This is a genomic window from Streptomyces sp. NPDC020747 (assembly GCF_044334695.1).
Taxonomy (GTDB): Bacteria; Actinomycetota; Actinomycetes; order Streptomycetales; family Streptomycetaceae; genus Streptomyces.
Genome location: NZ_JBIRTJ010000002.1, coordinates 170,037 through 187,395 on the forward strand (window position 1 = coordinate 170,037; position 17,359 = coordinate 187,395).

General features: G+C 71.8%; 16 protein-coding genes. 8 read left to right on the forward strand and 8 right to left on the reverse strand.

All coding sequences use genetic code 11. The features are described 5' to 3' along the window. Nucleotides 1-119 precede the first annotated feature (119 nt). From ACH4YP_RS05830 to sucD, 3 genes are all read left to right on the forward strand, one after another. Complete coding sequence (locus ACH4YP_RS05830) at nucleotides 120-2,048, forward strand: hypothetical protein (RefSeq protein ID WP_398489574.1); 1,929 nt, start codon at nucleotides 120-122, stop codon at nucleotides 2,046-2,048. 490 nt (nucleotides 2,049-2,538) lie between these two features. Then, nucleotides 2,539-3,717, forward strand: a complete 1,179-nt coding sequence (gene sucC / locus ACH4YP_RS05835) for an ADP-forming succinate--CoA ligase subunit beta (protein WP_398489576.1) — start codon at nucleotides 2,539-2,541, stop codon at nucleotides 3,715-3,717. Between the two features lie 22 nt (nucleotides 3,718-3,739). Continuing rightward, nucleotides 3,740-4,624 carry a succinate--CoA ligase subunit alpha gene (sucD, locus tag ACH4YP_RS05840; RefSeq protein WP_143639188.1) on the forward strand — a complete coding sequence of 295 codons (885 nt, stop codon included), beginning with the start codon at nucleotides 3,740-3,742 and terminating at the stop codon, nucleotides 4,622-4,624. 152 nt (nucleotides 4,625-4,776) lie between these two features. On the opposite strand, the gene ACH4YP_RS05845 is transcribed toward sucD, so the two are convergent. Then, on the reverse strand, nucleotides 4,777-5,676 hold the full coding sequence (locus ACH4YP_RS05845; protein WP_398489577.1) for an RNA polymerase subunit sigma-70: 900 nt from the start codon (nucleotides 5,674-5,676) through the stop codon (nucleotides 4,777-4,779). A gap of 105 nt (nucleotides 5,677-5,781) precedes the next feature. Here ACH4YP_RS05845 and ACH4YP_RS05850 point away from each other — a divergent pair, with 105 nt between their 5' ends. After that, nucleotides 5,782-7,992, forward strand: coding sequence for a DUF6350 family protein (locus ACH4YP_RS05850; RefSeq protein ID WP_398489578.1), 2,211 nt, complete (start codon nucleotides 5,782-5,784; stop codon nucleotides 7,990-7,992). Between the two features lie 6 nt (nucleotides 7,993-7,998). On the opposite strand, the gene ACH4YP_RS05855 is transcribed toward ACH4YP_RS05850, so the two are convergent. Both ACH4YP_RS05855 and ACH4YP_RS05860 read right to left on the reverse strand, forming a co-directional pair. Further along, nucleotides 7,999-8,985 carry an aldo/keto reductase gene (locus ACH4YP_RS05855; protein WP_361070395.1) on the reverse strand — a complete coding sequence of 329 codons (987 nt, stop codon included), beginning with the start codon at nucleotides 8,983-8,985 and terminating at the stop codon, nucleotides 7,999-8,001. A gap of 212 nt (nucleotides 8,986-9,197) precedes the next feature. Beyond that, on the reverse strand, nucleotides 9,198-10,097 hold the full coding sequence (locus ACH4YP_RS05860; protein ID WP_398489579.1) for a hypothetical protein: 900 nt from the start codon (nucleotides 10,095-10,097) through the stop codon (nucleotides 9,198-9,200). A 409-nt stretch (nucleotides 10,098-10,506) separates the two neighbouring features. Here ACH4YP_RS05860 and purN point away from each other — a divergent pair, with 409 nt between their 5' ends. Together purN and purH are read left to right on the forward strand one after the other, a co-directional pair. Beyond that, complete coding sequence (gene purN / locus ACH4YP_RS05865; RefSeq protein ID WP_361070390.1) at nucleotides 10,507-11,127, forward strand: phosphoribosylglycinamide formyltransferase; 621 nt, start codon at nucleotides 10,507-10,509, stop codon at nucleotides 11,125-11,127. Continuing rightward, complete coding sequence (purH, locus tag ACH4YP_RS05870; protein ID WP_398489580.1) at nucleotides 11,124-12,704, forward strand: bifunctional phosphoribosylaminoimidazolecarboxamide formyltransferase/IMP cyclohydrolase; 1,581 nt, start codon at nucleotides 11,124-11,126, stop codon at nucleotides 12,702-12,704. The genes purN and purH overlap by 4 nt, the downstream gene beginning before the upstream one ends. A 147-nt stretch (nucleotides 12,705-12,851) precedes the next feature. On the opposite strand, the gene ACH4YP_RS05875 is transcribed toward purH, so the two are convergent. The 3 genes from ACH4YP_RS05875 to ACH4YP_RS05885 all read right to left on the reverse strand — a co-directional run bounded on the left by ACH4YP_RS05875 (nucleotide 12,852) and on the right by ACH4YP_RS05885 (nucleotide 14,062). Then, on the reverse strand, nucleotides 12,852-13,298 hold the full coding sequence (locus ACH4YP_RS05875) for a peptidoglycan-binding protein (protein WP_398490011.1): 447 nt from the start codon (nucleotides 13,296-13,298) through the stop codon (nucleotides 12,852-12,854). 153 nt (nucleotides 13,299-13,451) lie between these two features. After that, a complete protein-coding gene (locus ACH4YP_RS05880) occupies nucleotides 13,452-13,853 on the reverse strand; it encodes an ATP-binding protein (RefSeq protein ID WP_398489581.1) in 402 nt (133 codons plus the stop codon). After that, nucleotides 13,850-14,062, reverse strand: a complete 213-nt coding sequence (locus ACH4YP_RS05885; RefSeq protein WP_398489582.1) for a hypothetical protein — start codon at nucleotides 14,060-14,062, stop codon at nucleotides 13,850-13,852. Before ACH4YP_RS05885 ends, ACH4YP_RS05880 begins: the two co-directional genes overlap by 4 nt. 117 nt (nucleotides 14,063-14,179) lie before the next feature. On the opposite strand from ACH4YP_RS05885, the gene ACH4YP_RS05890 reads away from it, so the two are divergent. Next, on the forward strand, nucleotides 14,180-15,034 hold the full coding sequence (locus tag ACH4YP_RS05890) for a helix-turn-helix domain-containing protein (protein WP_398489584.1): 855 nt from the start codon (nucleotides 14,180-14,182) through the stop codon (nucleotides 15,032-15,034). Further along, nucleotides 15,015-15,233 (forward strand): DUF397 domain-containing protein, encoded by a 219-nt coding sequence (locus tag ACH4YP_RS05895; protein WP_398489586.1) that lies wholly within the window; start codon nucleotides 15,015-15,017, stop codon nucleotides 15,231-15,233. Before ACH4YP_RS05890 ends, ACH4YP_RS05895 begins: the two co-directional genes overlap by 20 nt. On the opposite strand, the gene ACH4YP_RS05900 is transcribed toward ACH4YP_RS05895, so the two are convergent. Together ACH4YP_RS05900 and ACH4YP_RS05905 are read right to left on the reverse strand one after the other, a co-directional pair. Next, a complete protein-coding gene (locus ACH4YP_RS05900) occupies nucleotides 15,230-16,540 on the reverse strand; it encodes a protein kinase (RefSeq protein WP_398489588.1) in 1,311 nt (436 codons plus the stop codon). The genes ACH4YP_RS05895 and ACH4YP_RS05900 overlap by 4 nt on opposite strands. 65 nt (nucleotides 16,541-16,605) lie before the next feature. Further along, nucleotides 16,606-17,346, reverse strand: coding sequence for an FHA domain-containing protein (locus tag ACH4YP_RS05905; protein WP_398489590.1), 741 nt, complete (start codon nucleotides 17,344-17,346; stop codon nucleotides 16,606-16,608). Between the last annotated feature and the right edge of the window lie 13 nt (nucleotides 17,347-17,359).

A 17,359-nucleotide genomic window follows, 5' to 3' on the forward strand; every position in this document is an offset into this window, starting at 1 on the left:
CCGTCGGTGCTCGACTCCTCAGTTCGAAGCACCGACGCGGCGCATCGGCCCCTCCGGACGCCCGGTCCCTCCCCACACCACGTCCCGAACTCTCGGTCTTCCGAAGGACTGACGCACGCATGCACAAGAACATTCGCCGTTCCATCGTCATAGCCGCCGGAGTCACCGGTGCCTGGGCGCTCGGCTCAGCCGTCGCCAGCGCGGACGAACTGCCCGCCACGTCCGCCTCCGTACCCGACGCGTCCCTCTCCCTGGACGACGTGGACCCCGTCGTCGGCACGGTCACCGACACCGTCGACGGGGCGGTCGGAGACGTCCGCACCGACGCCTCCCCGGTCACCGCCCGAACCGTTCCCGACGCTCGCGCCACCGTCACCGACATCACCGGCACGAGCGCCGACGCCATCGCCGGGACGAAGCCGGCCGCCGACGCGAAGACGAAGGCGGCCGACCAGGCCCGCCGGTACGTAGATGCCGAGCTCCCCACCCAGAAGACCCAGACCCAGACCCAGATCCAGGTCAAGGGCAAGGTGGACACCGTCGCCGAGTCCGCCGCAGACGTGACCGCCAGGGCCACCGACGCACTGTCCGACGCCCCCACCCCCCACCCCCAAGGCGAGGTCGACTACCTCTTCGGCCCCCTCTCGGCCTTCGCGCCGGAGCTGGAGCAGGCCCTCGCCGCCACGCAGACGAAGCTCGGGGCCACCCGGCGCACCGCCACCGCAGTCCCCTCCGGCGCCCGTGCCCAGGTGCGGCAGACCGTCGCCACCGCCGGCCGGACCGTTCCCGACGCCCGCGCCACGGCCACCGCGAACGGCGTGCCCGGCCGGCTCCGGGCCACCCTCGACACCACCCCCGCACACCTCCAGAACACGGTCACCGGTGCGAAGGGCCAGGTCCACGGCACCGTCGCCACACTCGGCGGCCGGGCCCGGACCACCGTGACCTCCGTGCGGGCCGAGGCGGCCGCCACCGTCACCGGCCTCCCCTCCACGGTCCGCGGTATCCAGGGCGGCATCCAGGGGACCGCCACCCCGGTAGTCGACGAGACGGCCGCCGCCGCGCTGCCGCCCGTCGCAGCCACCGCCGTGCACGGCGTCACCCCGATCGCCGGTCGGGCCGTCGGCGGGGTCACGCCCGTCGCCGACCAGGCCGTGACCGGAGTCCCCCGGGTCGCCACCGGCGCAGTGAACGGCGTGGTCCCGGTCGCCGGCCAGGCCGCGGACAACGCCACCGGCCTCGCCAACGAGGTCGTGGCCGACGTGCGCACGTACACCGACGGCGTCACCGGCGACGTGGCCCCGTACGCGACGGGCCTGGTCGGGAACGTCGGCCCGTACGCGACCGGTGTCGTCGGCGAGGTCGCCCCGTACGCCACCGGCGTGGTCGCGGGCGTTCCCCCGTACGCCACCTCCGTCGTCACCCAGGTCGCCGACGAGACCGTCGACTCCGTCCTCCCGCCCGTCGCCGCCACGGCGGTGGACGGTGTGGTGCCCGTAGCCGGGCAGGCGGTCGGCGACGCGACCGTGCTCGCCGACGGTGTCGTCGGCGACGTGCGGCCCTTCGCGGACGGCGTTGTCGGCGAGGTCCCGCCGCTCGCGTACGGCGTGGTCGGCCAGGTCGACCCGTTCGCACGGGGCGTCGTCGGCCAGGTGCCGCCGTTCGCCGAGGGCGCCGTCGGCGCGGTGCGGCCGGTCGTGGACACGGCCGTCCAGTACGTCAGGCCGGTCGTGGACGGCGTCGGCGGCAGTGCCACGGCGCTGGCGTACGGCGTCACGGGCGACGTACGCCCCTTCGCGGACGGTGTCGTCGGCGAAGTCGCCCCGTTCGCGGCCGACGTGACCGGACAGGTCGGGCCCTTCGCGGGGAACGTGACCGGAGCCGTCGGGTCGGCCGCCGGCCCGCTGGCCGGAAACGCCGTCGGCGGAGTCGAGGACGTCGCCGACTCCGTCACCCCGAGCTACCTGCCGACCGACCGGTACGAGGTCGCTCCGAGCTCCCTGCCGACCGCCCCCTACGGGCAGCACGGCTCCCCCTACGGCGTCTGACGACGCCCAGGGCGTATGCCCCGAGGGAACCCCGAGGCGTTGCCCCAGGGGCGTACACCCCGCCGTACGACCGTGCCCGGCCGCCGGTCGTACGGCATCCACCGGACCCCGCAGCGCGACGGTCACGTACGGCCGAAATCCGTCGGTCGTGCGACCGGAACCCTGCGGTCAGGGCCGGGCGGTCCTCATTGGGGTGGGGACCGGCCGCCCTACGCCCCTCAGGTCACTGTCAGGGGTTGTTCGAGGGGCCTCACCAGGCAAACCCCAGCCTGGTGAGGCCCTTTAGAGTGGTGGTCTGTGACCGTAATCACCGCCCAGGTGTGATCTGCGATTTACGACCCCACCATGAGCGGGGATAACCTGCGAGGCGGACATGCCGCGTGCCGGCCACCGTGCCCACGCCCTCCTTGTGACCGCGCAGTCACGTTGCCCTTCGCGGCACGCCCACGCAGACAACGAACCGCGAGATACCTGATAGGGACGGACGCGCGTGGACCTGTTCGAGTACCAGGCGAGGGACCTCTTCGCCAAGCACGGTGTACCGGTGCTGGCCGGTGAAGTGATCGACACGCCTGAGGCAGCCCGCGAGGCGACCGAGCGGCTTGGCGGCAAGTCCGTCGTCAAGGCCCAGGTGAAGGTCGGTGGCCGAGGAAAGGCCGGCGGTGTCAAGCTCGCCGCCAACCCCGACGAGGCGGTCGCCCGTGCGACCGACATCCTCGGCATGGACATCAAGGGCCACACGGTCCACAAGGTGATGATCGCCGAGCTGTCCCCGGAGATCGAGGCGGAGTACTACGTCTCGTACCTCCTCGACCGCACCAACCGCACCTTCCTGGCCATGGCCTCGGTGCAGGGCGGCATGGACATCGAGGAGGTCGCGGAGAAGACCCCCGAGGCCCTCGCGAAGGTCCCGGTCAACGCGGTCGAGGGCGTTGACATCGTCAAGGCCCGCGAGATCGTGGCCCTGGCGAAGTTCCCGGCCGAGGTGGCCGAGGGTGTCGCCGAGGCCCTGGTGACCCTGTGGGAGACCTTCGTCGCCGAGGACGCGCTCCTCGTCGAGGTCAACCCGCTGGTGAAGACCAAGGACGGCCGCATCCTGGCGCTGGACGGCAAGGTCTCGCTCGACGAGAACGCCGACTTCCGCCAGCCCGGGCACGAGGCGCTGGAGGACAAGGACGCGGCCAACCCGCTGGAGGCCGCCGCCAAGGAGAAGAACCTCAACTACGTCAAGCTCGACGGCGAGGTCGGCATCATCGGCAACGGCGCGGGTCTCGTCATGAGCACCCTCGACGTCGTCGCGTACGCCGGTGAGAACCACGGCGGCGTGAAGCCGGCCAACTTCCTCGACATCGGCGGCGGCGCCTCCGCCGCGGTCATGGCGAACGGCCTGGAGATCATCCTCGGCGACCCGGACGTCAAGTCCGTGTTCGTCAACGTCTTCGGTGGCATCACCGCCTGTGACGAGGTCGCCAACGGCATCGTCCAGGCGCTGCAGCTGCTCGCCGACAAGGGCGAGGAAGTCAACAAGCCGCTGGTCGTCCGTCTCGACGGCAACAACGCGGAGCTGGGTCGCAAGATCCTGTCCGACGCCAACCACCCGCTGGTGCAGCGCGTGGACACCATGGACGGCGCGGCCGACAAGGCCGCCGAGCTGGCCGCGGCCAAGTAAGGGACGAGGGAAAACCACAGCCATGGCTATCTTCCTCAACAAGGACAGCAAGGTCATCGTCCAGGGCATGACCGGCTCCACGGGCATGAAGCACACCAAGCTCATGCTCGCCGACGGCACCAACATCGTCGGCGGTGTGAACCCGCGCAAGGCCGGCACGTCGGTCGACGTCGACGGCACCGAGATCCCGGTCTTCGGCACGGTCGCCGAGGCGATCGAGAAGACGGGCGCCAACGTGTCCGTCCTCTTCGTGCCGCCGGCCTTCTCCAAGGCCGCCGTCGTCGAGGCCATCGACGCCGAGATCCCGCTCGCGGTCGTCATCACCGAGGGCATCGCCGTCCACGACTCCGCCGCCTTCTGGGCGTACGCGAAGTCGAAGGGCAACAAGACCCGCATCATCGGCCCGAACTGCCCCGGTCTCATCACGCCGGGCCAGTCCAACGCCGGCATCATCCCGGGCGACATCACGAAGCCGGGCCGCATCGGCCTGGTCTCGAAGTCCGGCACGCTGACGTACCAGATGATGTACGAGCTCCGTGACATCGGCTTCTCGTCGGCCGTCGGCATCGGTGGCGACCCGGTCATCGGTACGACGCACATCGACGCGCTCGCCGCGTTCGAGGCCGACCCCGACACCGACCTGATCGTCATGATCGGCGAGATCGGCGGCGACGCCGAGGAGCGCGCGGCCGACTTCATCGCGAAGAACGTGACGAAGCCGGTCGTCGGTTACGTCGCGGGCTTCACCGCGCCCGAGGGCAAGACCATGGGCCACGCCGGCGCCATCGTCTCCGGCTCCTCCGGCACGGCCGCCGCGAAGAAGGAGGCCCTGGAGGCCGCCGGAGTCAAGGTCGGCAAGACCCCGACCGAGACGGCGAAGCTGGCCCGCGCCATCCTGGCCGGCTGAGCACGGCACCTGGCGCACTTCCCGGCGCAGCCCCCGGTACGACTCCGGTCGGCTGATTCGCCGCCTGTACGCGGACGGGCCCGCATCCCTTCTCCAGGGGTGCGGGCCCGTCCGCGTCGCCGTCTGCCCGGCGGTTCTCGTACCCATGCTCCTCAGCGGAGCTCCGGCCGGAGCCTCTCCGGACCGCTCTGGAACATCGTGCGGAGCTTGGTGCGGAGCTCCTGCTCCTCCTCGGACAGCGGACCGGGGCCCGACCTCGGCGGAACCCCGCTGATCGTCGCGGCGGGCGCCTGCGGGGCCTCGTAGTGGTCGGGCGCTGTGCGGAGCGTGAACGCGGTGGACCCGATGAGCAGGACCGTGAAGGCGATCGCCGCGCGGGTCCAGCGACGGGCGCGGCGCTCACTTCCCGACCGCACCACGACGGGTTTCGCGGCGGTCCGCAGCGACTCCTTGCTCCCGAGTTCCGTCAGCCTGAGCCGCAGCTCCCCGGGATCCGCGAGCTCGGGCACGCGCGCGGCGACGACCTCGCGCGCGTGCAGCAGCCGGCCCACCGCCGCGGGCGTGCTCGCCTCCGTCTCGGCCGCGGTCTCCGGCAGCCCGATGCCGAGGCCGTCGTGGAGCAGCACGGTGCGTCGGTACGCCGGCGGCAGGCCGAGCAGTACGGAGAGCAGCCGGCGGTCGTCCAGGGCGGCGGGCGGTGGCTCCGGGGTCCGGTGCCGAAGACGCAGCCGGTGCCAGGGGGACATCGCGTACTCGTACGCCGCTGCCCGCACCCAGCCCGCCGGATCCCGGTCGACCGCCACCTCCGGCCAGCGCTGCCACGCCAGTTGGAAGGCCCGCTCCACGGCCTCACGCGCCAACTCACGCCGCCCGGTCAGCAGATAGGCCTGCCGTACGAGGGCGGGGGCCGCGAACGCGTAGAGGGCGTCGAAGGCCTGACCTGGCGTCAGGGCGGGGGCGGGGGGCGCGGGTTCGAGGTCGACCTCCACCTCGGTCCCGTCCTCGGCCTCGGCCTCCGGAAGTGGCGGCGGGCAGGCAGGGGTCTGCGTCACCGGGCGCCCCTTCGTACGTAAAAGTACATAAAAAGTATATTGAGCGACACATCCGAGGTTTGCCTGTTACGAGGAGAAAGCGCGTGTCGTTGGGAGCATGGCGGCGTGACCCAGACGACCGACCGCAGTCCGGACCGCACCTCGTCCCTGCCGACCCCACCGGCCTTGCCTGCGCTGCTGGCCCGATGGCGCGGGAGGTCGCCCGGACTGGCCGCGAGCCTGGTCGGCGGCGCGCTCGCGGCGGGGCTCGGACTGGCGGCGTTCACCGTACTGGTGACGGTCCTTTGGATCAGCTCGCCCTACCCGGACAGCGGTCCTGACGGGGCGTTGCACGTCGCCGCCGGGCTGTGGCTCCTCGCGCACGGCTGCGAACTCGTCCGCACGGACACGCTGTCCGGCGTACCCGCGCCCGTCGGCGTGACCCCGCTGCTCCTGGTCGTGCTGCCCGCGTGGCTGCTGCACCGCGCGGGGCGCGACGCGGCGGACGGCGACGAGGAGTCGGCGCCGCCCGCCGTCCGCACGGCATGGGGCGGTGTCGTCGCGGGCTATCTCACGGTCGGCACGGCCGCCGCCCTGTACGCCTCGGGCGGTGCGCTGCGGCCGTCCTGGGCGTCGGTCGCCGTATGGCTGCCGCTGCTCGCGGTCACCGCGGCGGGGGTGGGCGCGTGGACGGCGTACGGGCGCCCCCGGGGGTCGCTGGCGCCGCCCGTGCGCCGGGCACTCCGCGCCCTCCCCTTCGCCTCCTTCGTCTCCGCCGTCCCCGGGCTCCGGCTCCCGGCCGCCGTGCGCGCCGCGAGTGCGGGTGCGGCGGTGCTCGTGGGGGGCGGGGCCGTGCTGGTCGGCGCCTCACTCGTGTGGCACGGAGGGCCGGCCCGCGTGTCGTTTCTGCAGCTCACGGAGAGCTGGTCGGGACGGTTCGCGGTACTGCTCCTGGCGCTGGCCCTGGTGCCGAACGCGGCGGTGTGGGGGGCCGCGTACGCCCTCGGCCCCGGCTTCGTGCTCGGCGCGGGGCACGCGGCCGATCCCCTGATGTCGTCGCCCGGTCCGCTGCTCCCGCCCTTCCCCATGCTTGCGGCGGTTCCGGGCGCGGGCCCGGGCACTCCGGTGAACTGGGCGGCGGGGGCCGTGCCGTTGGTGGCGGGCGTGGTGGTGGCCTGGTTCACGGTGGGGGCGGGGGTGCCGGGCCGGAAGGACGCGGGGGAGGGAGAGACAGAGGCACAGGCGACAACCGGAAACGAAGAGGGGAAGCGGAAGGGGAAAAGGAGGGGGAAGAGGAAGCGGAAGGGGGAGGGTGCGGGCCGGGTTTCGGTGGCGGCCCGCCGCGGTGAGGCCTGGTCACCCGGCCGGACCGCCGGGAACGCGGCCCTCGCGGCCCTCCTCTGCGGACTGGCCCTCGCGGCGCTCGCCGCCCTGTCGGGCGGCCCCCTCGGCACACACGCACTCGCCGACTTCGGCCCCGTCTGGTGGCAGACGGGTCCCGCGGCGGCGGGGTGGACCGCGGTGGTGGGCGTCCCGGTGGCTTTGGCCCTGCGCGCCTGGCGGCTGCGACAGCCGCGGGTACGGGTGACGCGGGCGCCCCGGGTAAGGGCCGTGCGGGGGAGTGGGCGCTGGGCGTGGGCTTCCTGGATGCGGAGGCCTTGGGGGCGTGGGCGGGAAGGACAGACACAGGCAGGCCAGACACCCGCAGGCCCGAAGGCTTCAGCCCATGAGCCTGCGGGCGGGGTGACTCCAGTGCATGAGCCTCTGCTCTCGAAGCCGTCGGCCAAGGAGCCGCAGGCACAGCTTCCGGGCTTCGAGCCGTCGGGGGGCCTGTTCCTGTCCAACGCCCACGAGTCGTCAGGAGCCGGGCTCCCGGACTTCGAGCGGTCAGGAGGGGCGCTCCCGGCTGACGAGCCCTCCGAGCAGGCCCTTCACTCCGAGTCCCTCGCCCCCGAGCGCCTCGCCCACCAACCCCTCGCCCCCGAGCCGCCCGGATCCCCCCTCCACTCCCGGACGTCCCCCGAACTCCCCCCCGAACTCCCCACCGAGCCCCTGCCGCCCCCGCGCGCCCCGCGAACCAGCTGGTTCGCGCGCGTACGGCTTCGGCGGCGGGCGGAGGTACCGCCCGTCACCCCCGCCATCCCCGCCACCCCCGTCGAGAGTCGCCGCGCCACCCCGGCCCCGGATCCCGACTTCGAGCCGTACGACTTCCTGCCCGCCTCCGACTCCTTCGGCTCGCTCTGGCACGACGACGTCTCGCGTGAGGCCCGCTGGGCCGCTCTCAAGAAGGCGTCCGGCCCGACCGGCTCCCCGGAGAGCGGGGACCGACGGGACTGACGGGGGTCAGCGGGCCGCGTCCAGGCGGGCCCGCTGTTCCGCCGTCAGTTCCAGGTCGACCGCAGCCAGGTTCTCGTTCAACTGGGCCACCGAGGAGCAGCCGACGAGGGGGATCGCCGGGACCTCGCCGTCGATCAGCCATGCCAGGACCACCTGGTTGACCGTCGCGCCGGTCTCCTCGGCGACCGAGCGGAGCGCCGCCAGCCGGGCCGGCGTGCCCGCGTGGTCGAACTCCGGGCCGAGCGGCTTGTCCTCGCGGACGTAACGGCCGGACAGGAGCGGGGTGTAGGCGACGAGCGTGAGGGACGGCTCGGCGCGCAGGTAGCTGAGCAGGTCGCCGCCGGTCACGCCCTGGTCGCCGTCGGGCGAGAGCTGCCCGGGCAGGTCGGCGCGCTTGCGCAGATAGCTGTGCTGGTACTGGAGGACCTCGTAACCCGGCAGTCCGGCCGCCGCAGCGAGGCTCCGGGCCCGCTCCAGACGCCAGGTCCAGTGGTTGCTCGCGCCGAGCAGCCCGACCGAGCCCTCGGCGACGAGTTCGGCGAAGCCCTCGACGGTCTCCCGCATGGGCACGGTCGTGTCCTCGATGTGGGCGTACAGCAGGTCCAGCTTCGGGACGCCGAGCCGCTCGCGGCTGCCCTCCACCGCCTCCCGGATCGCCTTGGCGGACAGGCCCTCCGGGTTGTCGGTGTAGCTCGTGCCCGGGGCGAGCGGCCGTGCGCCCAGCTTCGTGGCGATGACGATCTCGTCGCCGATGCCACGACTGCGCCGCCAGCGGCCGAGCAGGGCCTCGCTCTCGCCGCCCTGCGTGCCGTTGATCCAGAACGCGTAGTTGTCGGACGTGTCGATGAACGTGCCGCCCGCCTCGACGAACCGGTCGAGGATCGCGAACGAGGTCGCCTCGTCCGTGACCGTCCCGAACAGCATCGCGCCGAGGCTGAGGACGCTCACCTCACGGCGGGTCCCGGGGGCCGTTCCGATCGTGCGGTAGCGCATGCGGGTTGTCCTCCCCTTACGGCCCGCCGAGCGGCGGGCGTCGAGAGGAGCATGGATTTTGAAGCGCACTCCAAGTCAACCCACAACTTCAGCCCACAACTTCAGCCCACGACTCCAGCCCGCGACTTCGATCCACGGGCTGCACCATGTACGAGAATCCACGCGCTGCACCCCGTACGAGGCCGCTGCACCCCGTACGAAGAAGCGGGCCCTCAGCTCTCCGTCCCCAGCAGCCCCCGCAGTTCCTTCGGAAGCAGTTGGTCGCAGGACTTTTCCGCCGTCTTCGTCAGCGAGTCGTTCACGCACGTGTAGTAGTCGCGGTACACGAGCTGTGCCGTGAAGGTGGCCGCGACCATGGCGAGGGCCAGGGACCCGGTGACCAGGCCGCTGATCGCCGCCGTGGTCTGGGGCCTGGAGCCCGAGGTGGGCGGCGCCGGGGTGTTCGGGTCCGGCGCGCGCGGCGGCTTGCTGCGCAGCGCGCTGATCGCCCAGTACAGGGCCAGCGCGCCGAGCAGGAGTGCCACGTACGGCCAGCTGAAGAGGGCGAAGAAGAACGCCCACATGCCGGACAGCAGCGCGAACCGGGCGCGGCGCTGGGCGGGGTCCGTCGGGTCCCAGCGCATACCGGCGCCAGGACCGCCGCCGGACCCGTCCGGACCGTTCTGCCCGCCGGATCCGCCGCCGGACCCGCCGTTGGAACCCGGCCGGTCACCGAACCGGCCGCCCTGCGCGGGCCCCGGCTGGCGGTCGCTCCACTGGCTGCCCCAGGGGGAGCCGTCGCCCTCGCCCCGGCCGTCCTGGCCGTCGCCCTGTCCGCCCGCGGGCCGCCGCGGCTGCCAGGGCCGGTCGGGTGTGCCCTCGGGCGGCGGGGCGAAGGGGTTGTCGTCGGCGGGAGGCGGCGGCTCGGGCCGCTGCCCGGAATCGGGCGCACCGGAGCCGCCCGTGCCACCGGAGCCGCCCGGGCCACCCGCGGAGCCCTGCCCACCTGCGGACCCCTGTCCGCCCGCGGAGTCCTGCCCGCTCTCGGGCACGTCGTCGCTCTCCGGCGGAGTGGGAGAAGGGCGCCGCTCGCGCAGCAGGAGTGGAGGGAGTCGGAGACTGCGGTCCGGCATCAGGTGTGCGTCTTCCCCTTGATGGTCTCTGGCGGCAACGTGTCCACAGAGCTGGTTACGTGTCCGGGGCTCGCGCCCAAGCGTTCGTACCCGTCCCTGGTCAACGTCCCGTGCGCGAAAGGCGTTCCCCGGTGCGCACCGTGTTCCCCGGGCGGATCCTCCCCAGACGCTACCTTCCGGCCACGCCCCCGTCCCGTGGGGGCCGCCCGGTGTGCCGGTATCGTTGCTGACGGTCGGCCGCTTCGTAGACTTCCCCGTATCCGGGGGCTCGATGCATTCGTACGACCATACAAACGCCGACCGTGGACACACTCTCCCCGAGAACCACGGAGAAGCATCCGCGAACCACCCGAGAACCACCGAGAACCACCCAAGAACTCCCCTGGAACCCCCGAGAAAGGGCCCCGCCGTGGCCAAGGCCAAGCGCCTCGTCGTGCTGGTCTCCGGATCAGGTACGAATCTGCAGGCTCTCCTCGACGCGATCGCGTCGGAGGGGACGGCCGCCTACGGAGCCGAGATCGTCGCGGTCGGCGCTGACCGCGACAACATCGCCGGCCTGGAGCGCGCCGAGCGCGCCGGGCTTCCCACCTTCGTGTGCCGGGTGAAGGACCACGCCACGCGTGAGGAGTGGGACAGGGCGCTCGCCGAGGCGACGGCCGCGTACGAGCCGGATCTCGTCGTCTCGGCCGGGTTCATGAAGATCGTGGGCAAGGAGTTCCTGGCCCGCTTCGGCGGCCGGTGCGTGAACACCCATCCCGCGCTGCTGCCGAGTTTCCCGGGGGCGCACGGCGTTCGCGACGCCCTCGCGTACGGCGCGAGGGTCACCGGGTGCACCGTCCACTTCGTCGACGACGGCGTCGACACCGGCCCGATCATCGCTCAGGGCGTGGTCGAGATCCGGAACGAGGACGACGAGAGCGCTCTGCACGAGCGCATCAAGGAAGTCGAGCGAAGGCTGCTCGTCGATGTCGTGGGGCGGCTCGCCCGCAACGGCTATCGCATTGAGGGACGAAAGGTAGTTATCCCGTGACCGCCGAAGGTACGCAGGGTACGCAGGACACCAAGCGGGTCATCCGCCGCGCGCTCATCAGCGTCTACGACAAGACCGGTCTTGAAGAGCTCGCCCGCGGCCTGCACGCCGCCGGTGTCGAGCTGGTCTCCACCGGCTCCACCGCCGGGAGGATCGCCGCCGCCGGGGTCCCGGTCACCAAGGTCGAGGAGCTCACCGGCTTCCCCGAGTGCCTGGACGGCCGGGTCAAGACGCTGCACCCGCGCGTGCACGCGGGCATCCTGGCCGACCTGCGCCTGGAGTCCCACCGCGAGCAGCTCGGCGAGCTGGGCGTGGAGCCGTTCCAGCTGGTCGTCGTGAACCTCTACCCGTTCCGCGAGACCGTCGCCTCGGGCGCCACGCCCGACGAGTGCGTGGAGCAGATCGACATCGGTGGCCCCTCGATGGTCCGCGCCGCCGCCAAGAACCACCCGTCCGTGGCCGTGGTCACCAGCCCCGAGCGGTACGCCGACGTGCTGTCCGCCGCCCGCGACGGCGGCTTCGACCTGCGCGCCCGCAAGCGGCTCGCCGCGGAGGCCTTCCAGCACACGGCCGCGTACGACGTCGCCGTCGCCTCCTGGTTCGCGAGCTCGTACGCGCCCGCCGACGAGTCGGGCTTCCCCGACTTCATCGGCTCGACCTTCGAGAAGCGCAACACCCTGCGCTACGGCGAGAACCCGCACCAGGGCGCCGCGCTCTACGTGGACGGCAGCGGTGGTCTGGCCGACGCCGAGCAGCTGCACGGCAAGGAGATGTCGTACAACAACTTCACGGACACGGATGCCGCGCGCCGTGCCGCGTACGACCACGACGAGCCCTGTGTGGCGATCATCAAGCACGCCAACCCGTGCGGCATCGCGATCGGTGGGAACGTCGCCGAGGCGCACCGCAAGGCGCACGCCTGTGACCCGCTCTCCGCGTTCGGTGGCGTGATCGCCGTCAACCGGCCCGTGTCGAAGGAGATGGCGGAGCAGGTCGCCGAGATCTTCACCGAGGTCATCGTCGCGCCCGAGTACGAGGACGGCGCGCTGGAGGCCCTCACCAAGAAGAAGAACATCCGCGTGCTCCGCGCCCACCAGGGCCCGGCCGCCTCCGTCGAGGTCAAGCAGATCGACGGCGGCCGGCTCCTCCAGGTCGCCGACCGCCTCCAGGCCGACGGCGACAACCCGTCCTCCTGGACCCTGGCGACCGGCGACGCCCTGTCGCCCGGCGAGCTGGCGGAACTGGCCTTCGCCTGGCGGGCCTGCCGCGCGGTGAAGTCCAACGCGATCCTCCTCGCCAGGGACGGCGCCTCAGTCGGTGTCGGCATGGGCCAGGTCAACCGCGTCGACTCGGCCAAGCTCGCCGTCGAGCGCGCGGGCACCGAGCGCGCCCGGGGTTCCTTCGCCGCCTCGGACGCCTTCTTCCCGTTCCCCGACGGCCTGGAGATCCTCACCGCCGCCGGCGTCAAGGCCGTCGTCCAGCCCGGCGGTTCGGTCCGCGACGAACTGGTCGTCGAGGCCGCGAAGAAGGCGGGCGTCACGATGTACTTCACGGGGACGCGGCACTTCTTCCACTGAGCGGTTTGCCCGTCGGCTTCGTGGCCTTGGACGCCGCGAAGCCGGTGCCCGCAGCCGCCAGGCTCCCGGCGGCAACGTACCGCGGCCCGTCCGCTCCCACGAAGGGAGGACGGGCCGCGGCACGGTCGTGCGATCGGTCAGGTCCGGTCAGCAGGCGGGGCAGCTGTTGGCCGCCCGCTTGAACGCGGCCTGGGTCCCCGATCCGGCGACTCCGTCGATGCCACCGGTGTAGCCCCAGAGTGCCTTGAGCCAGCGCTGCAACGCCATCACCGTGTTGGGTCCGACGTCTCCGTCGATCGAGTCGTTGTAGTCCCAGCGCGCCTTGAGGAAGCGCTGCATCGCCTTCCAGCTGTTGGGGCCGAGTTCCCCGTCGATCGTGTCGGTGTAGCCCCAGTTGAGCTTCAGCCCCTGCTGGATCTTCTTGGCCTGCGCGGTGCTCAGGCCAAGGTTGACCACAGCGGCCGCCTCGGCGCTCGCCGCAGGCTTCGCGGCAGGCGCGGAGGCGGCGAAGCTGGTGCCCGCGGTCGCCAGGCTCCCGGCGGCGATCACGCCGATGGTGGTGACACTGACGAGCGTCCTCGTCAGAACATTCAGTCCCATTCATTTCCCCGTTCGGGTCGCAGGGCGGCACCTGATGTGGCCGGTGCCGATCACCGGTCGCGTCGATGTCACCGTCTGTGTTGATGTGGTGCGTTCTTGCCATGGCCATGTTGGCCGAGGCGGGTGTCCTGGGGAACCTGGAATGTTTCAGGTGTGCGGTGCGGAACCACCGGTGCCGTCGGACGCGTCTTCCTTCAACTCGCACCACACGGTCTTGCCGCCGGGCCCCTGGTCCACGCCCCACCGCAGCGCGACCGCGTCGAGCAGGAGGAGGCCACGGCCGGTCTCGTCGTCGGGGGCGGCCCTGCGGAGGATGAGCCAGGAGTACGGGTCCGGGTCGGTGACCTCCAGACGGGTACGGCCGTCGTCGTGGGCGAGCCGCACGGTGACCGGCGTGTCCTCGCCGAGGTGGACGATCACGTTCGTCAGTAACTCGCTTACACAGAGCTGCACTTCGGGACAGGGGACGCCGAGGTGTTCACGTACCGCGCGGCGGACCTCCGGCACGGCCTTGGGGGCCGCGAGCAGGTCGAGGGTGAGCGGTTTCAACGGTCGGCCGCCTTGTGGAGGGCGGCGGCCAGGGCCTGGGCGGTGGCGAGGTTGCAGTTGCCGAGAGCGACGAGGTGCGGGGTGGCGTACGTGGCGGCGAAGGACATCGACTCGACACCGAGGGACGGCAGGGCGATGCCGTTCGCTGCCAGCGCGGTGCGGAGTTGTTCTACGCAGGCGGGTACGTCGTCGGGGGCGGGGTCGGCCATGGGGGGAACGCCTTCCTGTGCTTTACGTGACGAACTCGTCACACTCTGGCGTCGGTCGGCGTACCGTAAAAGGGTTTTGGGGTCCACGGCACCGGGTGTGGAAGCAGGTGGTCAACGGTGGCTGCGCGCAAGGACATCGACGGTTCGGCGAGCGTTCCGGAGTTCTATGGCAAGGAGTTGCGGTGGAAGCGGGAGGAGGTCGGGCTCACGTTGGAGGGGACGGTGGAGGGCAGCTTCTACGCGGCGACCTACCTGAGTGAGATCGAGCGCGGGCAGCGGAGAATGCCCGAGGATCTCGCCCGCCACGTGGACCAGGTGCTGAAGACCGACGGGTTCTTCGGACGACGGTGCGAGGACGTGCGGAAGGCGAAGAGGAAGGGGCATGCGGGGTACTTCGAGCGGATTCTGGATGCTGAGAAACACGCGAAGACCATCGAGGAATGGTGCCCAACCCTCGTTCCTGGGCTGCTGCAGACTCCCGCGTACGCGCGGGCGGTGGTGCGGGCGACACACCCGCTGGCGCCCGACGATGAGGTGGAGGAGAAGACCAACGCCCGTATGGCGCGGGCCCAGCTCTTCGAGGACGATCACACGACGCCGATGTACTGGGCGATCCTGCACGAGTCGATCCTGCGCCACCCCATCCTTCCGGCAGAGTCGATGGCCGAACAGCTCCACCGCATCGCGGCGTTGGCGCGGCGTCGGCGGATCGTTCCACAGACCCTTCCGTGGAACAGCGGGCCGCACCCCTTCATGTTGGGCACAGCCAAGATCATGACCTTTCCTGACGCGCCTCCGCTCGCCTATACGGAGTCTCTCCACAGCGGTGACACCATCGACGATCCGGCCCTCGTGGAGGAATACCGAAGGTCGTACGATCTGCTCAGGGCCGCCGCATTGCCGCCTGAGGCGTCCCTCGCCATGATCGAGGATGCGGCAGAGGACTATCGAAATGGCAAGCAAGCAGATTGACTTGGGCGCTGCCGTCTGGCGCAAGAGCAGTTACAGCAACGGCAGTGGCGGGGACTGCGTCGAGGTCCGCCACGGCCTCCCCGGCATCGTTCCCGTCCGGGACTCCAAGGCCCCCGCCGGCCCCGCCCTCATGTTTCCCGCGAGCGCCTGGGCCCCCTTCGTCGGCGCGCTCAAGGGTGTTGATGTGCCCATGAGTTAGCTCTCAGTGCTCCTGGTGCGCAGCGCGCGCCAGGTGTTCGGGCCCACCTCTCCGTCCGTCGACAGGCCCGCCCGCTTCTGGAAGGCCACGACGGCCGCGTGGGTCAGCGGGCCGAAGTCGCCGTCCACCCTTCCGATTCCGGTGATGCGGTGAAGGTGCTTGAGCAGGCACTGGAGCTCTCTGACCTGGCTGCCACCGTCGCCCTGCTTGACGGTGAAGTCCCACGTGCCGCTCCAGCCCGCGGTGTAGCCGCGGCCGTAGGTGCTGTCCTCGTACACCGCGGGCTTCTCGCAGGTGGGCGGCGCGGCGGCCGCCGCGTCCGAATCCCGCAGGGCGTACGTCACCGTCGCCGCGCCCAGCACCGCCACCGCGAGGGCGGCCGCCAGCACGGGGCGGCGCCACCGGCGGGGCCGCAGCCTCGGCAGGCGAGCCGAACGGGCCGTCCCCGCGGCCCGCTCCACCCGGCGCAGCAGCGAGGCCGCGTCGTGCGGGGCGCGCTGCGCGTGCGTAGGGGCCAGGCAGTCCGTGATGATCTCCCGCCAGGAGTCCGGGAGTTGGGGGGACAGGCGGAGTTCGTCGGTGCCCCGCGCGTACCGCACCACCGCGTCGCGGCGGGCCTCGGCCGTGCCGCCCGGCAGGGGCAGGAAGCCCGTCAGGACCAGATGGGCCAGTACGCCGAAGGCCCAGATGTCGGCGGTCGGGCGGATCTGCTGGCCGCGTTCGCCGATCTCGGCCCAGAGGAGTTCCGGTGGCGTGTAGTCGGGGGTGGAGAAGGCGGGGGAGTAGGCGTGGGTGCCCTCCAGTTCCGCCGCCAGGTTGAAGTCGCCGAGACGCGCCGAACCGTCCTTCATCAGCAGGATGTTGGCGGGTTTGAGGTCGCCGTGCACCCAGCCCGCGTGGTGCAGCTGGTGCAGGCCCTCGCAGACCTGGGCCAGCAGGGCGGGCCCGCCTCCCGGGGTGGCGGACCGGTCGAGGAGCGCGTCCATCGAGCCTTCCGCCCGCTCCAGTACGAGGACGGTGGCGCCGTCGAGTTCGGGGTGCTCCGGGTCGTCGACCGTCAGCGCCTCGTACATCCGGATCAGGCGTGGTGAGCGCAGCCGCTTCAGCAACTCCTGTTCACGGTCGGCCAGTTCACGCAGGTGGTGGAGCTGGCGCGGGGTGCGCGTACCGGTCGGCAGGAACTTCAGCGCCGCGCGCCGGGGCAGCGGACCGGCTCCGCCCCCGCCTCCGTCACCGGCACGCCTGGCCGCGTACACGCTGCCGAACGCGCCGGACGCGAGCGGCTCGCGCACCTCCCAGAGGCCCACCCGGTACCCCTTCGGAACAGAGACGGCGTAGGAGCGTCCGTTCGGTGCGCCGCTCGCCGCGCCACTCACTGCTCCGCCCTGCTCGGTGCCGGCGCAAGGACGACGAGATCGTCCTCCCGTACGAGGTCGAACCGGAGCGCGAGCGAGACCAGCGACTCCTTCTTGCCGTAGCGGCGCGGGCCGGGTTCCGCTGTGTCAGGGCCGGGTCTCAGGCGCAGCTTCACCGCCAGGTAGTCGATGTTCCAGTACACGGACGAGCGGCTCGCCGCGGGCCAGGAGGGCCGCAGCCGCTCCACGAGCTGGTCGCTCGTGGCGAGCGGGGCGTGCGGCTCGCCACGTAGTCGGGACTCGCACAGAGCGGCCAGCACCGCGAAGTACCGCTTGGTCCGGTCGAGCGAGAACGCAGCGGCCGTGGTGGCGCCGGAGACCCCGGGATGGGCCGTACCGCTGTACGTGTGCCGCGGCGCCCACACGTCGAAGCTGAGCAGCTCGCCCGCCGCGGGCAGTACCACGCGCGAGAACTCGAACGACACGGGCGCGTCCAGCCTGCCCGGTGCGACCTTGATGTGCTCGCCCGCGCCCTCCGGGTTCTCCACCACGTACGTCTGGTCCTGGCTGAGGTTGCTCAGGATCCAGAAGGCCCGGTGCGCGGTGATCTCACCGGCGACCCTGGACACTCCTTCGTGGGCGATCGTCAGACCGCCCTCCCGCGCGGACCTGCCGAAGGCGAGCTTCTCGCCTGCCGAGAGATGGATCTGGTCGCCTGATCCAGTGCCACCCGGCGGTACCACGATGACGCTGTACATAGAGTCGTTTCCC

Excerpts from the sequence above, each read along its gene's own strand:
- ACH4YP_RS05830 (WP_398489574.1), top strand. The coding sequence starts at position 120 with ATGCACAAGAACATTCGCCGTTCCATCGTCATAGCCGCCGGAGTCACC.
- sucD (WP_143639188.1), top strand. The coding sequence starts at position 3,740 with ATGGCTATCTTCCTCAACAAGGACAGCAAGGTCATCGTCCAGGGCATG.
- ACH4YP_RS05855 (WP_361070395.1), bottom strand. The coding sequence starts at position 8,985 with ATGCGCTACCGCACGATCGGAACGGCCCCCGGGACCCGCCGTGAGGTG.
- ACH4YP_RS05860 (WP_398489579.1), bottom strand. The coding sequence starts at position 10,097 with ATGCCGGACCGCAGTCTCCGACTCCCTCCACTCCTGCTGCGCGAGCGG.
- ACH4YP_RS05885 (WP_398489582.1), bottom strand. The coding sequence starts at position 14,062 with ATGGCCGACCCCGCCCCCGACGACGTACCCGCCTGCGTAGAACAACTC.
- ACH4YP_RS05895 (WP_398489586.1), top strand. The coding sequence starts at position 15,015 with ATGGCAAGCAAGCAGATTGACTTGGGCGCTGCCGTCTGGCGCAAGAGC.
- ACH4YP_RS05905 (WP_398489590.1), bottom strand. The coding sequence starts at position 17,346 with ATGTACAGCGTCATCGTGGTACCGCCGGGTGGCACTGGATCAGGCGAC.